Origin of the sequence: Nonomuraea sp. 10N515B (assembly GCF_052245915.1) — a bacterium.
GTDB lineage: Bacteria > Actinomycetota > Actinomycetes > Streptosporangiales > Streptosporangiaceae > Nonomuraea.
On record NZ_JBQQBQ010000040.1, the window covers coordinates 18,934 to 33,835 of the forward strand.

A 14,902-nucleotide genomic window follows, 5' to 3' on the forward strand; every position below is an offset into this window, starting at 1 on the left:
GGGTCAGGTGTCCTTCTTGTTGTTGGTCTCGACGTGGCTGGACGGCGGGTTGTACTCCTGGACCGGGGGCGGCGGCGTGTAGCCCCGCCCGGGCCGCGACGGGCTGACGATCGTCGTCTTGACCGTCTTGAGCCAGTGGTAACCCTTGATGCCGAGGCGCTTCAGCTCGGCCTCGCTCATGTTCTCCATGCCCTGGTCCACGTCGAACGACAACACGCCGACGCGGGCCTTGGCGGTGCCCGTGGTGCCCTTCTTCAGCGTCACCTGGAAGTTGAGCCAGTCGGTCTTGCCCTTCTCCAGGCGTATCGGTCCCCAGCACCAGAACCAGCGGTCCTCCCAGGTGCACTTCGTGCCCTTGGGGCCGCCCCAGCGCAGGGTCGGCACGACGCCCTTCGGCACCTCGCCGCCCATCCAGTAGTAGTCGGCGTAGTGCGGGCCGAGGTTTTTCGCCTTCACGTAGTACGTGATCTTGCCGCCGCGCTTGGTGCGCGTGGTGTGCTTGACCGAGATCTTGAAACTCGAGTACGGCGCCAGCCGCGCCGTCGTCTTCGTGGGCGCCGCCGCGGTCGTGGCGGACGTGGCCGTGGTGGCGGCGCTGACCTGGCCGGGCGCGGCCAGGGTGCCGGCGGCGAGACCTCCGGCTAAGAACAGGCTGAAGCTTCTGCGCATGTGACGGCTCCCCGTACGGTGCTGGAAATCCCCGATCATCTCCACGATTATTGCGGAGGGGAAATATTTCGCAAAGAGCGATGATCTTTCGTGACCTGGGATGGCTTGCGGGGGTTCGCGTGGGCCCATCACGCTTGTGATCGGGGGATTCGCACAAGGGGGAGGACCAGGTGCCGGACACGCACCCCTTACAGGCGGGTGATCCACAGACGCTGGGCACCTATCGGCTGCTCGGCCGCCTGGGCAAAGGGGCGCAGGGGGTCGTCTTCGAGGGGGAGGCGCCCGATGGGCGGCTCGTGGCGATCAAGCTGCTGAAGACCCGGCTCGATAAGCCGGGGATCGACGGTGAGCGCTTCATGCGCGAGGTGGCCGCGGCGCGCCGGGTCGCCCAGTTCTGCACCGCCCAGGTGCTGGACGCCAACATGGACGGCGAGCAGGCGTACATCGTGAGTGAGCTGGTCGACGGCGTGTCGCTCCAGCTCGTGGTGCAGCGGGACGGGCCGCGCGCGGGCGGTGCGCTCTACCGGCTGGCCGTCGGGACAGTGACCGCGCTGGCCGCCATCCACCGGGCGGGCATCGTGCACCGGGACTTCAAGCCGAGCAACGTGCTGATCGGCAGCGACGGGCCCCGGGTCATCGACTTCGGCATCGCCAGGGCGCTGGACTCGGCGATGACGATCAGCAGCGGGGTGGTGGGGACGCCGGCGTACATGTCGCCCGAGCAGATCTCCGCCGAACGGGTCGGATCCGCCAGCGACATGTTCAGCTGGGGCCTGACCATGGTGTACGCCGCCACGGGACGGCCCGCGTTCGGGCAGGACAGCCTGCCGGCGGTCATCTACCGGGTGATGAACGAAGAGCCGGATCTGTCGGTGCTGCCCGACGATCTGCGGCCGATCGTGCAGGCGTGCCTCAGCAAGCGGGCCGAGGAGCGGCCTACGGCGGCCGAGGCGCTGTTCGCGTTGCTGGAGAACCAGGGGGAGTCGCCTCGGCTCGACGACGAGGTCGCCCTCACCACCGGCTCCCAACTGGCCGCCGAACAAACTCCCCCCGCCCCCGGCCCCGCGGGCATCCCCGGCTCGACTGCGGGCTCCGCCGCTACCCCTGGCCTCGCACCCACCCCAGGCTCCGCATTCACCCACGGGTGGGCACCCACTCCCGGCTGGGCGAGCCCAGAAGGCCACCCGGCCGAAACGTCCGGCCCGCATGGCGCTGGCCCGCATGGCGCTGGCCCGCATGGCGCTGGGCCGCTGGGCGCTGGGCCGCAGGGCGTCGGTCCGCTGGGCGCTGGGCCGCAGGGCGTCGGCTCGCATGGCGCTGGGCCGCAGGGCGTCGGCTCGCATGGCGCTGGGCCGCAGGGCGTCGGGCCGCTTGGCGCTGGCCCGCTGGGCGCTGGCCCGCTGGGCGCCGGTCCGTATGGCGCTGGGGCGCAGGGCGCCGGTCCGTATGGCGCTGGGCCGCATGGCGCTGGCCCGCTGGGCGCTGGCCCGCATGGCGCTGGGCCGCTAGGCGCTGGCCCGCATGGCGCCGGTCCGCATGGCGTCGGCTCGCAGGGCACCGGTCCGCATGGCGCTGGGCCGCAGGGCGCCGGTCCGCAGGGCGGCGGTCCGCAGGGCGGCGGCGCGCAGAGTGGCGGAGCGGGAGGGGTGCCTGCGGACTCCGGGTGGGTGAGTCCGGAAGGGCGGTCGGCTGCCGAATCAGGGTGGGTCAGTCCCGATGGGCAAGGGCGTGCGGCCTCCGCGTGGGCCAGTCCCTCTGGGGAGGCCCACGCGCAGCCCCAGGCGCCCGGTGCCGAGTCGGTTGACCGTCACCCGCCCGCTGGGCATCCGCCGGTTTCGCCGTCGCAGCAGCCGGCTGGCGGGCAGGGCGCTTCCAGCAGGCCGTCGGCGGGCTCCTTCGTGCCGGCGCAAGGCCAGCAGCACATGCCGCCGCCGTATCCGATGAGAGCGGCGGGCACGCCCGCGCAGGACCCGGCAGCCGGTCACATGGGCTCGGCCGGGCAGGCGGGTGTGCAAGGGCGCACCGACGCTCACGGGCAGGCCGGGGTGCAGGGGCACGCCGGTGTGCAGGGGCAGCCTGGTGTGCAGGGGCAGCCCGGAATGCGGCAGCACCCCGGGGTGCAAGGGGCGGCGGGCGATCATGGGCGTGGCGGCCCGGGCCGGCCCGCCGGCCCAGGGCACGGGGAGGCGCGGGCACGAGGGGACAACGACGCGTTCTTCAAGCACACGCCCCTCGACGAGCGGCCCGACGTGTCCGACGCCAGGCGGAGACGCGCTGCCCTGGTCGCGGGCACCCTGGTCGTGGCGCTCGCCCTGGCCGGCGGCGTGCTGTACTTCGGGCCGAAGATGTTCGGACCCGCCGCCGAGGGCGAGAATGTCGCCCAGGTGACCACGTCCCTCAGCCCGACGGCCGCCACACCCACGGCTGCCACGCCGACGGCCCCCACCCCCACGCCGACGGCGCCGACACCGACCCCCACAGCGGTGACCCCGACCCCCACACCCACCCAGGACCAGCCCCAGGAGCAGACGGTCCCCGTGGTGGGCAAGCAGGACGGCACGTCGCTCAAGGGCCATACCAAGGGCGTCCAGACGTTCTCCGCCGTCTCCGTGAGTGACAAGACGACCTGGCTGGTCACCGGCGGACAGGACGGCCGGGTACGCCTGTGGGACCTGGCCAAGCACAAGTCCCTGGCCACCATGAAGGGCCACAGCCAGGAGGTGTACGCCGTGGCCGGCGCGATGATGGGCAAGACGCCCGTCGCGGTCTCCGGCGGCTACGACGGCAGCGTCCGCCTGTGGAACCTCAAGACCCGCAAGGGCAAGGTCCTCGGCTGGCACGGCGACGCCGTCTACTCGGTGGCCGTGACCAAGGTCAAAGACAAGTGGATGGCGGTCACCGGCGACGCCGACGGCTACCTGAGATTCTGGGACCTGGGCAAGCGCAAGGCCACGGGCAAGAGCATCAGGGCCCACCGCAAGCCAGTGAACTGGCTCAGCGCCACCCACATCGGCGACCGCGCGATCGCGATCTCGGCCAGCGAGGACGAGTCGCTCCGCCTGTGGGACATGTCCAAGCGCAAGTCGTACGGGAAGACGTACAAGGGCCACTCGAAGGGCGTGTACGCGGTCACGGTGGGCAAGGTCGACGACGAGACAGTCGTGGCATCGGGCGGCAAAGACGGAAAAATCCGGATTTGGGACCCGACAAACGGCAAAACCATCGGCACCATGTCCGGCCACAAGAAGATCATCTACTCGCTGTCCTTCGGCACCGTGGCCGACCGGCCGGTCCTGCTGTCCGGAAGCACCGACGGCACGATCAGGCTGTGGGACCTCGGCACCCGCAAGCCGCTCGGCAAGCCGGTCAAAGCGCACAAGAGCGGCGTGTACGCCGTAGGCATCGTCCGCCTCGACGACCGCGTCACCCTCGTCTCGGCCGGCAAGGACAAGCTGGTCAGGCTGTGGAAGGCCGGGGACGCGCCTACGGGTTCCTGAGCGGCTCGAAGATCGCGTGGTGGGCGGCCACGAGCGCACGGCGTACCGCACGGTCGAGCTCGCGCAGTGCGGCGCCGCGGGCGGCGATCTGCCCGGAAGTGAGCCCTCGGTCGTCGGCCAGGTTCAGTACGGCGGCCAGCCGCGCGGCCAGCGCCGAGACGCGATGCGCCCGCGCGGGATAGCCCGGCGCCAGATCGCCGCCCCGCGGCCCGAGCTCGGGACGGCCCTGCGCGGGTCCGTCGACGGAGGCCAGTGCCTCGGTGGCCGAGCGGATCGCGTCCGACAGCTCGCGCTCGGCCTCGGACAGCGAGGGCAGGTCATGGCGTACCGGCCCGGATTCGTGCACGTCCAGCCGTACGCCGACATAGGACGATCCGCGCAGGTCCGGCGCCGGCACCAGTCCGAGGTTGTGGTCGTCGAGCACGGCGATCACGGCCTGCCCGGCGTCGACCGCGGCCGAGTTGAACGTCGCAGGACCCGACAGCCCGAGCGGGTCGCCCGGCGCGGGCAGGGCGAGGCGCACCTCGCGCAGCCCGCTCGCGCGCAGGTTTGCGAGGTATTTACGCAACGGGACCTCGCCCGCGATGACGGGCCCGCCGGCGGATTCTACGTGGTCAGCCGCCTCGTCGAGGCCGACGTGGCCGGCAAGCCACGCGTTGCCCCAGGCGACCAGGGACGGACAGACAGGCGATTCAGGGCGCACCGATCCACGATAAGCGCTCAGCCTGCAATAGGTTTGTCCCCAGGGTGACTCCAAAGGGAGGTTCGGGGATGGGTGGTCAGGTGCTGCGGCTCCAGGACGTCGCCGTCAGGCGCGACGGAGCGGCCCTGCTGCGCGGCATCGACTGGACGGTCAATGCGGACGAGCGATGGGCCGTCATCGGCCCCAACGGCGCGGGCAAGACCACGTTGCTGCAGGTCGCCAGCACGTTGCTCTACCCGAGCGAGGGCGTGGTCGAGGTGCTCGGGGAGCGGCTGGGGCAGGCGGACGTGTTCGATCTGCGGCCGCGCATCGGACTGGCGAGCGCCGCGCTGGCCGAGCGCATCCCGCCCGAGGAGAAGGTCATCGACCTGGTGCTGACCGCCTCCTACGGGATCATGGGCCGCTGGACCGAGGAGTACGACTCCAATGACGTGACCCGGGCGGTCGAGCTGATCGACATGATGGGCGCGGCTCATTTGATCAGGCGGCGCTTCGGCACGTTGTCCGAGGGGGAGCGCAAGCGGGTGCAGATCGCCCGCGCGCTCATGCCCGATCCCGAGGTGCTCCTGCTCGACGAGCCCGCGGCCGGGCTCGACCTCGGCGGTCGCGAGGACCTGGTGCGCCGCCTGGCGTTGCTGGCCGGCGACTTCCGCTCGCCGACGCTGGTCCTGGTGACGCACCACGTGGAGGAGGTGCCCGCCGGGTTCACGCACGGGCTGCTGCTGCGGCACGGCTCCGTGGTGTCCCAGGGGCCGCTCGAGCACGTGATGACGCCAGACAACCTGTCCCAGACGTTCGGGGTGCCGCTTACGCTGGATCGCAGTGCGGAGGGCCGCTGGTACGCCCGCGCGTACTAGCGAGATCGCGATAGTAGATCACTTTTATGCACACAAAAGGCCCCGCCAGCTGAAACGAAATAGGATCTACGGAGTCGGTCCCCTCGACTTCGGAGCGTCGCCATGTCCGTCGAGCAGCTCATCGTCGCCCTCGTCGTGGTCGCGGCGGTGGGCTTCGGAATGGTCCGCACCATCCGCATCATCCCGCAGGCCACGGCGGCCATCGTCGAGCGGCTCGGGCGCTACCACAGGACGCTGACGCCGGGACTGAACCTGGTGGTGCCGTTCATCGACCGCATCAAGGACATGATCGACCTGCGTGAGCAGGTGGTGTCGTTCCCGCCGCAGCCGGTGATCACGTCCGACAACCTGGTGGTCTCCATCGACACGGTGATCTACTTCCAGGTCACGAACCCGAAGAAGGCCACGTACGAGATCGCGAACTTCCTCATCGGCGTCGAGCAGCTCACGGTCACCACGCTGCGCAACGTGGTCGGCGGCATGGACCTGGAGCGCACGCTGACCTCGCGCGAGGACATCAACACCGCGCTGCGTGGCGTGCTCGACGAGGCGACCGGCAAGTGGGGCATCCGCGTCAACCGCGTCGAGCTGAAGGCCATCGATCCGCCCGCCTCCATCCAGGATTCGATGGAGAAGCAGATGCGCGCCGACCGCGACAAGCGCGCCGCCGTGCTGACCGCAGAGGGCCAGCGGCAGGCGGCGATCCTGCAGGCCGAGGGCGAGAAGCAGGCGTCGGTGCTGCGGGCGCGCGGTGAGGCGGAGGCGGCCGTGCTGCGGGCCCAGGCCGAGGCCGAGGCGCAGGCCATGCGTGCCAAGGGGCAGGCGGACGCGATCGGGATGGTGTTCAAGGCCATCCATGAGGGGAAGCCCACCCAGCAACTGCTCGCTTACCAATATCTGCAGACCCTGCCGGAGATCGCCAAAGGCGAGGCAAATAAGATCTGGATCGTCCCATCGGAGATGGGCAAGGTTCTGGAGAGCCTTGGCGGCCTGTTCACACCCCCCAAGAGCCCAGATACGTAAAAGGAGGGTTCGTGACGGGGTGGGAGCTGGTCGCGGTCTGCGCGGCCGGGGTGGTGGCCGGTGCCATCAACGCGGTCGTCGGGTCGGGCTCGCTGATCACGTTCCCGACGCTGGTGGCCATCGGCGTCGATCCCGTCACGGCGAACGTCTCCAACACCATCGGCCTGGTGCCCGGCTCCTTCACCGGCGCGTACGGCTACCGCCCCGAGCTCCTCGGCCAGCGCGACCGCCTGCTGCGCCTGGGAGCGGCCTCGGCGGTCGGCGCGCTGATCGGCGGCATCCTGCTGCTGTTCCTGGACCCCGACGTCTTCGAGATCGTCGTCGTCGCGCTGATCGCGCTGGCCTGCGTGCTCGTCGTGGCGCAGCCGCGGATCAACCGCTGGCTCGCCGAGCGCCGCGAGCACGCGCACCCGCACGGGGGCCCGGCGTTGTGGCTGGGCGTGCTGGCCGCGGGCGTTTACGGCGGGTATTTCGGCGCGGCTCAAGGCGTGCTGCTGATCGGCCTGCTGGGCAGCTTTCTCGACGACCACCTCCAGCGGGTCAACGCCGCCAAGAACGTCCTCGCGCTGATCGTCAACGCCGTGGCGGCAACGCTGTTCCTGGCGGTCGCGGACGTGGACGTGCAGGCCGTGGCCGGGGTGGGGATAGGCGCGGTGGTCGGTGGATTCCTGGGAGCCCGGGTGGGGCGGCGGATCCCTGCGCCCGTCTTGCGGGGCGTCATCGTGTGCGTGGGGATCGCGGCGATTATCGTACTGGTGTACGGATAGGTGTGGTGGGTATAACCCGGACATGAAGGGTGACCGGGTGGAGATCGTCATCGACGCGGGCGGCACCCCGCGCACTTACGAGATCAAGGCCACCCGTGCCGGTCGGCGGGTGGAGGTGACCACGGGCCGGGGGCTCGTCGAGGTGAGCGAGGTCACCCGTAGCGGCACCGCCGTACGCACGGCTCGGTTCATGTCCAGCCGCATCCTCGCCCTGGTGGAGCACCCGGCCGACGAGGTCAGCTGAAGTCGGCGGTGTGGTCGCGCGCCCACTGGCGGAAGGTCAGCGCCGGCCTGCCGAGCAGCCGCCGCACCGTGTCGGTGACCGGCTCCGGGCTGGTCACGAAGCCGTCCCACGTCCGCAGCGCGCTCTCCACGAACGTCGGGTCACCCCACGCCGCCATGAGCTGGTCGCGGGCCTCCTCCGGCGGCTGCTCCTCCCAGCGCACCTCGCGCCCGACCGCTTCGCCGATCACCCGCACCTGCTCGGCCTGGGTGAGCTGCTCCGGCCCGGTGAGGATGTACGTGGCCCCGTTGTGGCCGGCGGAGGTGAGCACGTGGACAGCCACCGCCGCGATGTCCTTCTCGTGGATCAGCGACCTCGACGCCTGCCCGTAGGGCCACCGCACGACACCCTGGCGGATCTGCCCGGCCCAGCCCAGCGTGTTGGCCGCGAAACCGCCGGGCCGCAGGAACGTCCAGCCGAGCCCGGAATGTCGGATCAGCTGCTCGATCTCGTGGTAGTGCGTCACCGGCTCATCCGCCACGTTCGCCGACAGGTAGACCACGCGCCGCGCCTGCTTGGCGATCGCCGCGATCACCTCGTCGGCGCCGTCCGCCGTGACGCCCGGCCACAGCAGGAACACGCTCTCCACGTCCTCCAATGCGGGCTCCAGCGTCTCTGCCGCGTTCAGGTCACCCTGCGCCATCTCGACGGGCAGCCGCGCCCGCGCCGGGTCTCTGACGAGTGCCCGCACCTCCAGTCCGGCCTCCGCGAGCTGGGAAACCACATGCCTGCCAACATTGCCGGTCGCGCCGGTCACCAGAATCTTGCCCATGGCTCGACCGTAGAACCTCAACCAAACTTCAGGTCAATCCCGGCCGTACCTGGATCGTGCCGTCCCGCCGGATCCTCGTCTCGAACGTGGGCGCCGGAGCGGTCGCCGGCCCGTGCCGCACGGTGCCGTCCACCAGCCGGAACGTGCTGCCGTGCCACGGGCAGACCACGCACGCCTCGCCGTTGTCGATGATGAGCCTGCCCTGGTGCAGGGGACCGGCCAGATGGGGGCAATGGTCGACGAGCACGGTCACGGCCTCGCCCTGGCGCAGCACGAAGAGCTGGATGTAGCCGAGCCGCCGGGCCACCGGCCGGCCGTCCGGCAGGTCCTTGATCGGGCACAGATCGTGCCAACCCAGCGGCACCAGGTGCGAGACCTGCGGGGCGTGGTTGGCCCCCGCCGCCTGTCGGTAGGCCATGTGGCCGCCCAAATAGGCGCCGAGCGTACCGACCCCCAGCCCGGAGAAGGACAGGATCTTTCCTGCCCGCTCCTGGCCGCGCAGGCGGGCCATCAACGACGCGGAGAACAGACTGAGTGCGGTCAAATTTGCCACCATATGGACGAAGCCGACCCGCTGCTGCTCGCGGTGGAGCGTGGACCAGTCGGTCAGCCCGGCGGCGGCGGTGGGCAGCGCGTTGGCCACGCCGGTGGCCAGCAGCAGCCGCGAGGCCCGCGGGTCGGCTCCGGCGAGGTCGAGCACGGCCGTCGAGATCCAGCAACCCAGGCTGACCGAGGCCAGCGGCGGGTGCAGGGGCTCGCCGATGGGCACGCCGTGAAGCAGGTCGCGGACGAAGCCGGTGCGGATGCGCCGGCGTATCGCCTTGGCGAGCACCCTGATCGGCCGGTCCATGGACTTCGACTTCTCGAGCCGATCGGCAAGGGCAACCGGCCCGGCGAAACCCCGCAATTGCCGACGTCTCGCTCGTACTTCCTCTTTCACGACAAGTCCCCTACCCCCGCCGTGTGGGGATCACTCGGACAGGTGTCCCCTGGCCACGGAGAGTTCGACCAGCTCCAGGGCGTACGCGCCGAGCGAGGGCGAGCCTTCCTCGATGATCCGCACCTTCTCCCTGACCTGCGAAGCCTTGACCTTGAACAGCGGCCACGTGCCGCCTTCGGTGTGGTGGTTGGCCAGGATCGGGGCGAAGCGGTCGAGCGCCTTGGCGAAGCGCGCCTCCGGCGTCTTCCTCGCCTCGAACTCGTCCCACAACTCCCGTACCCACACCGCCTGGTCGGCGGGGAGCAGGCCGAAAATGCGGTCGGCGGCGGACTGCTCGGCGTCGGCCTGGGCGGCGACCTCCACCGGGTCGTAGATGAACGTGTCGCCGGCGTCGATCTCCACCAGGTCGTGCACCAGCAACATGGCCACTACCCGTTGTAGGTCGGTCCCCGGCGGGGCATGCTCGCCGAGGACCATCGCCAGCGTGCCCACGTACCAGGAGTGCTCTGCGGTGTTCTCCCGCCGCGAACCGTCGATCAGATGGTTGCGGCGGATGATCCGCTTCAACTTGTCGATTTCGATGGCGAAGGAGATCTGGGCGTTCAGGCGGTCCTCTTCTGGCGCGATAGTCACGCGCGACACCCTAATGCGCGGTGATCACCCCAGTTGGTGAAATCGTGACCGGAACTCCGTTGAACACTGCGTTACCACTTGGAACGTCAATGGCTGATTCGTCCGTGAGCGTGTTCACGGAGACGCCCGCGTGCTCGGCCGCCACGCTCTGCGCGCTGCCCGCGTGGCCCCAGCCGTGCGGCAGGCTGACCACGCCCGGCATGATGGTGTCGGTTGGCTCCAGGGGCACCGTGAGCCGGCCCTTCGCCGAGCTGACCACGGCCTCGCCGTCGAGTCCGAGCCTGGCCACGTCGGCCGGGTTGATCTGCAGCGTGCAGGTGTTGCTGCCGCCGACCAGCGAGCCCACGTTGTGCAGCCAGCTGTTGTTGGAGCGCAGGTGGCGGCGCCCGATCAGGACGATCTCCGGCGGCTCCTCGTCCAACTTGCTCCGCAGCCGCTCCACGTCCTCGATGAGCTGCGGCGGCGCCAGCTCGATCTGGCCGGAGGCGGTCTTGAGCACCTCGTCGAGCCGCGGCTCCAGTGGTCCGAGGTCCAGGCCGTGCGGGTGGTCGAGCAGCTTGCGCAGCGACAGGTCGCCCTTGCCGGCCCACTCGCCGTACGGGCCGAGCCTGAGCATGAGGTCGAGCCTGCGCTCGCCGCCGGTCTCTCCGTCCAGCTCCTCGCGCAGCTCGGCCACGTCCCGCCCCTCGACGCCGGAGCCGGGCGTCTGCGTGGCCTTGCGCAACATCTCGTCGATGACGAACGCGTCCAGGTCTCCTTCGAGCCCTGAGGCGATCAAGGCCAGCCTCGCCAGGATCTGCGCCTCGGACGGCTGCCCGTCCAGGGGCAGCGACGGCGGCGAGTACCGCGTGTAGTTGCGTACGGCGAACCCGAGCAGCGCGAAGTCGTAATGCCCCGACTGCAGCACCCGCGGCGGCGGCAGGATGACGTTGGCGTGCTTGGTGGTCTCGTTCAGGTAGGGGTCCACGCTCACCATGAACTCGAGCCCCTCGAAGGCCGCGTCCAGCCTGTCCCCGTGCGGCGCCGACAACACGGGGTTGCCGGCGATCGTGATCAGGAATTTGACCTGGCCGTCGCCGGGGGTCTCGATCTCGTCCGCGAGCGTTGCCACCGGCAGCTCGCCGTTGGCCTCGGGCAGGCCGCGCACCCGGCTGGTCCACCGGCCCACCTGGTATGGCCTGCGACGCGCGGCGAACTCCGTGGCCGGTTTGGGGAACATGGCGCCGCCCGGCCGGTCGAGGTTGCCGGTGAGCACATTGAGCACGTCCACCAGCCATTGGGCCAGCGTGCCGAACTCGGCCGTGCAGGTGCCGATCCTGGCGTACACGGCCGCTGTACGCGCCGCCGCCAGCTCCCTGGCCAGCCGTACGATCACCTCGGCCGGCACCCCGGTACGGCGGGCCACCGACTCCGGCGGGAAGTGCTTGGCCGCTTCCCGCACCTGATCCAGGCCGTTGACCTGGTGTGACACCGTAACCAGTTCCTCGGCGAAGAGCGTGTGGACGAGCCCGAACAGCAGGTAGGCATCCGTTCCCGGGCGGACGAAGACGTGCTCGTCGGCCAGCGCGGCGGTCCTGGTCCGCCGCGGATCGACGACGACGAGCCGCCCACCGCGCCGGCGCAGCGCCTTCAACCTGCCGGGGAAGTCCGGCGCGGTGCACAGCGAGCCGTTCGACTCCAGCGGGTTGGCGCCCAGCATCAGCAGGTAATCCGTGCGGTCCAGGTCAGGAACCGGGATGGCCAGCGGGTGCCCGAACATCAGGCCGCTGGCCACGTGCTTGGGCATCTGGTCGGCGGTGCTGGCGGAGTAGATGTTGCGGGTGCCGAGCGCCTTGATCAGCGGGGCGCCGTAGAGCGCGCCCGCCATGCTGTGGGCGTTGGGATTGCCGAGGTAGACCGCGATGGACTGGCGGTCGCTCACCTGGTCGAGCGCGGCCTTCACGGCGCCGAACGCCTCGTCCCAGCCGACCTCCCGCCACAGGTCGCCCTCCCGGATCAGCGGTTTGCGCAGCCGGTCGGGGTCCTCGTCCAGGCGGCCGAGGCTCGCCCCCTTCGGGCAGATGAAGCCCTTGCTGAACGGATCGTCCTTGTCGCCGCGGACGCTGGTCACGTGCCCGCCCTCGTCGAGCGTGAGCGTCAGTCCGCAGACGGCTTCGCAGAGGGGGCATGTCCGGTGGACGGTCGAGGTCATCACGACTCCTGAGTTCGCCAGATGAACTCATATTGGTCTGTGTCACGCGCATGGGGAAGCCCCGGAGCCCCCGCGGTCTCCGGGGCTTCCTCCCCGGGGAAGGCCCCTTTACCCCGGGGTTCTCAGCCGACCTGCGACAGCATGACCCGCGTGCGCAGATCGGGCGGCTCCTCGAGATCGGGTCTGAGCGAGACCCACTCGCGCCTGCCGTAGAGCCGGTCCAGCCCAGGTGAGGCGGCGCCCGGCACCTCGTCGCGCCGGACGATCTCCACGATCAGCAGCTGCGCCCGCGTGCGGTTCCGGTAGACGTTCACGCTTCTCGCCCAGCAGGCCGCCGCGATCTCCTCGCTGTACGCCTCGAACTCCTCGGCGCTGATCCCGGCCCGCGTCAGGATCAGTGCCTTCTCGCCGGTCGTCGTCGGCGTGATCCACAACACCAGCGGGATGCGCCCTGCCCTGGTGTGCATCGTGGTCTCCAGGCAGACCCGCTGCAGGCGGTGCCTGGACACCACGCACCAGAAATGGGCGGCGATCCAATTGCGGCCGATCCTGGTGGCGGCCGGTGCCGAGACCGCGCTCGTCAGCAGCAGGAAGGGCACCCATCGGCCCTCCTGCGTCGCGTTGAGCAAGGTCAGCGCGAACAGCGCCAGCATGGTCGCGAGCAACAACTCGGTCCGTGACCGCCAGAGCCGGGCCAGCGGCCCGCCGCCGCGGGCGCCGGGGAGGTCCTCGTTGGCGGGGTAGATCTGGTTGCGCGGGTTCCTCGACATCAGGTCACCTCCTCGTGCACCCGGCGAGGCAGGCGGAGCTGGTCGAAGCGTGGGTCCCGGTAGCGACGGGCCCCGAATCCCGTCCTGGTCACGGTCCAGCCGACGTGGTGCGCGAATTCATCGGGCTCCATGCAGATTTCGCGGTCGGCCCATGCGATGAGTTCCCGGATCCGGGACTTGATTCGGCTGAGTCCCTTGGTACCTTGTGAGTACATAGAAGACCCCTTTCGCGGCATTTCTAGAGGTGGCTTCTTCACCGGTCCGAGGGCTGATGACCAGGCCCGTCGCAGGGTGGCAGCCCATATGCGGGGACACTGGTCGTCAGTCTCGGATCGGTGTTTTCTTGCGCTGGTGAGTCAACGTGCGCCGGATTCGTCGGCGCTGGCTGCTTCAGTCGGTTGCGAGGTCCTTTCGGCAAGCGGCCTCCCTGGGGGCGAGATTCGTATCCGGGGCGGCGACGTTGCCGTCGATGCGGCCCTGGCAGGGGCGCGCGACCAAAGGGGGAAGGCCCGGTGCGTGCGGCGATGTCGTCATGCCCGGTCTCCCTCACACTCGAGAAACCCTCCTCGAAACCGATGGTCCTCCGAGGTCTGCGTTGCTGCAATACCTTGAGCAAGGAAGATTTCATTTTCTTCGCTTCTTGCTGATGAGCTTGCTCTGCAACTTGCACGAGAAGTGTCGACGACCCTCTGGCCGGGGCGGGGAGGCGGGAATCTTCGCTTTGACCTAGAAGGCTTCATGGAGCTTGTCTTGCTCCTACGCTCTCCCCGTGACAGCCTTCTGGCAAGGCCAGAGGCGACTGCGCGTGCAACTTGCAGTGTAAGATTGGGCGACCGATCCCTAAACTCAGCTTCCAAACGATCCCTTCCGGCTACACCTTCCTTCCCGACAAGGAGAGCGGACGGTGCCAACGCAGCAGGGCAGCCCGACGGTACGCAGGCTCCGGCTCGGCCAGGAGTTGCGTTCGCTGCGCGAGCGGCGAAAGCTCACCGGGGCCAAGGCGGCGATGGAGCTCGGCTGGTCGCCCAGCAAGATCAGCCGCATCGAGGCCGCGAGGACGATGCCCAGCACCGACGACATCAAGGCGCTGGTGAAGCTCTATCGCGTTGATGGGGACAAACTTGATGAACTCATCGGCCTGTTGCGGGATGCGGAGCAGCGGGGGTGGTGGGAAGATTACGAAGACGTTCTGCCCGAGGAATACACAAGATTCCTCGGGCTAGAGGCTGAGGCGACCTCTCAGCGATCCTGGGAGCCGCAGATCGTGCCGGGCCTCCTGCAAACCGAGGACTACGCGCGGGAGGTCATCCTGGCTTCCCGGGGCATCGCGCGCATCACGCACAGCGGTGTCCGCAGCCGCGTCGAGGCCCGCCTCGACCGGCAACGGCGCGTGCTGCACCGGCCGCAGCCCTGCCGGCTCACGGTCGTGCTCGACGAGTCGGCGCTGATGCGCCGCTTCGGCGAACCCTCGGTGATGCGTGAGCAGATGGAGCATCTCCTGGAGATCTCCCTTCTCCCGCATGTCAGCGTGCACGTCCTGACCCTGGACTCACTTCATCCGGTGAACACCGGCACCTTTATTCATCTGCAATTTGCGGAATTCGACGATGTTGTCTACCTGGAACAGCTGTATACTGCCAACTTCGTCGAAGACCTCCAACGCGTGGCTGGATACGAAATCGCCTTCGACCACGTCAAGTCGGAGGCGCTCGACGAGAACGAGTCTCGCGTTCTCATCCAGCGCAAAGCCATGCTGTGGCGTCGGTAGAGACGCCCACCTCAACAAGGGGCAATGGA

Annotated in this window: 14 protein-coding genes; 6 read left to right on the forward strand and 8 right to left on the reverse strand. The window is 69.5% G+C overall.

From position 1 onward, the window contains the following. Positions 1-3 precede the first annotated feature (3 nt). Positions 4-669, reverse strand: coding sequence for a hypothetical protein (locus ACTWQA_RS40325; protein ID WP_443164181.1), 666 nt, complete (start codon positions 667-669; stop codon positions 4-6). 170 nt (positions 670-839) lie between these two features. On the opposite strand from ACTWQA_RS40325, the gene ACTWQA_RS40330 reads away from it, so the two are divergent. Then, the gene (locus ACTWQA_RS40330) at positions 840-4,166 is read left to right on the forward strand and encodes a protein kinase domain-containing protein (RefSeq protein ID WP_443164182.1); all 3,327 of its coding nucleotides are present in this window, start codon (positions 840-842) and stop codon (positions 4,164-4,166) included. Here ACTWQA_RS40330 and ACTWQA_RS40335 read toward each other — a convergent pair. Further along, on the reverse strand, positions 4,153-4,869 hold the full coding sequence (locus ACTWQA_RS40335; protein WP_443164183.1) for a hypothetical protein: 717 nt from the start codon (positions 4,867-4,869) through the stop codon (positions 4,153-4,155). The genes ACTWQA_RS40330 and ACTWQA_RS40335 overlap by 14 nt on opposite strands. Positions 4,870-4,937: 68 nt before the next feature. On the opposite strand from ACTWQA_RS40335, the gene ACTWQA_RS40340 reads away from it, so the two are divergent. From ACTWQA_RS40340 to ACTWQA_RS40355, 4 genes are all read left to right on the forward strand, one after another. Next, positions 4,938-5,726 carry an ABC transporter ATP-binding protein gene (locus ACTWQA_RS40340; RefSeq protein WP_443164184.1) on the forward strand — a complete coding sequence of 263 codons (789 nt, stop codon included), beginning with the start codon at positions 4,938-4,940 and terminating at the stop codon, positions 5,724-5,726. Positions 5,727-5,828: 102 nt separating this feature from the next. Beyond that, positions 5,829-6,749, forward strand: coding sequence for an SPFH domain-containing protein (locus ACTWQA_RS40345; protein WP_371825714.1), 921 nt, complete (start codon positions 5,829-5,831; stop codon positions 6,747-6,749). Positions 6,750-6,760: 11 nt separating this feature from the next. Then, positions 6,761-7,516, forward strand: a complete 756-nt coding sequence (locus tag ACTWQA_RS40350; protein ID WP_327586359.1) for a sulfite exporter TauE/SafE family protein — start codon at positions 6,761-6,763, stop codon at positions 7,514-7,516. A 22-nt stretch (positions 7,517-7,538) separates the two neighbouring features. Continuing rightward, entirely contained in the window at positions 7,539-7,760 is a 222-nt protein-coding gene (locus tag ACTWQA_RS40355) for a hypothetical protein (RefSeq protein WP_305914360.1), read from the forward strand. Here ACTWQA_RS40355 and ACTWQA_RS40360 read toward each other — a convergent pair. The 6 genes from ACTWQA_RS40360 to ACTWQA_RS40385 form a co-directional block, all read right to left on the reverse strand. Continuing rightward, positions 7,753-8,571: an NAD(P)H-binding protein gene (locus ACTWQA_RS40360; protein ID WP_443164185.1), complete on the reverse strand. Its 819-nt coding sequence runs from the start codon at positions 8,569-8,571 to the stop codon at positions 7,753-7,755. The genes ACTWQA_RS40355 and ACTWQA_RS40360 overlap by 8 nt on opposite strands. 28 nt (positions 8,572-8,599) lie before the next feature. After that, positions 8,600-9,421 carry a Rieske 2Fe-2S domain-containing protein gene (locus tag ACTWQA_RS40365; protein ID WP_443164186.1) on the reverse strand — a complete coding sequence of 274 codons (822 nt, stop codon included), beginning with the start codon at positions 9,419-9,421 and terminating at the stop codon, positions 8,600-8,602. A 120-nt stretch (positions 9,422-9,541) separates the two neighbouring features. Next, entirely contained in the window at positions 9,542-10,153 is a 612-nt protein-coding gene (locus tag ACTWQA_RS40370) for an HD domain-containing protein (RefSeq protein ID WP_443164187.1), read from the reverse strand. Position 10,154: 1 nt separating this feature from the next. Then, on the reverse strand, positions 10,155-12,335 hold the full coding sequence (locus ACTWQA_RS40375; RefSeq protein ID WP_443164188.1) for a molybdopterin-dependent oxidoreductase: 2,181 nt from the start codon (positions 12,333-12,335) through the stop codon (positions 10,155-10,157). A 122-nt stretch (positions 12,336-12,457) separates the two neighbouring features. Beyond that, positions 12,458-13,105 carry a hypothetical protein gene (locus tag ACTWQA_RS40380; RefSeq protein WP_443164189.1) on the reverse strand — a complete coding sequence of 216 codons (648 nt, stop codon included), beginning with the start codon at positions 13,103-13,105 and terminating at the stop codon, positions 12,458-12,460. After that, the gene (locus ACTWQA_RS40385) at positions 13,105-13,236 is read right to left on the reverse strand and encodes a hypothetical protein (RefSeq protein ID WP_305914366.1); all 132 of its coding nucleotides are present in this window, start codon (positions 13,234-13,236) and stop codon (positions 13,105-13,107) included. Before ACTWQA_RS40385 ends, ACTWQA_RS40380 begins: the two co-directional genes overlap by 1 nt. Positions 13,237-14,009: 773 nt before the next feature. Between ACTWQA_RS40385 and ACTWQA_RS40390 the strand changes: the two genes are divergently transcribed. Next, positions 14,010-14,873 carry a helix-turn-helix domain-containing protein gene (locus tag ACTWQA_RS40390; RefSeq protein WP_443164190.1) on the forward strand — a complete coding sequence of 288 codons (864 nt, stop codon included), beginning with the start codon at positions 14,010-14,012 and terminating at the stop codon, positions 14,871-14,873. Positions 14,874-14,902: the final 29 nt, after the last annotated feature.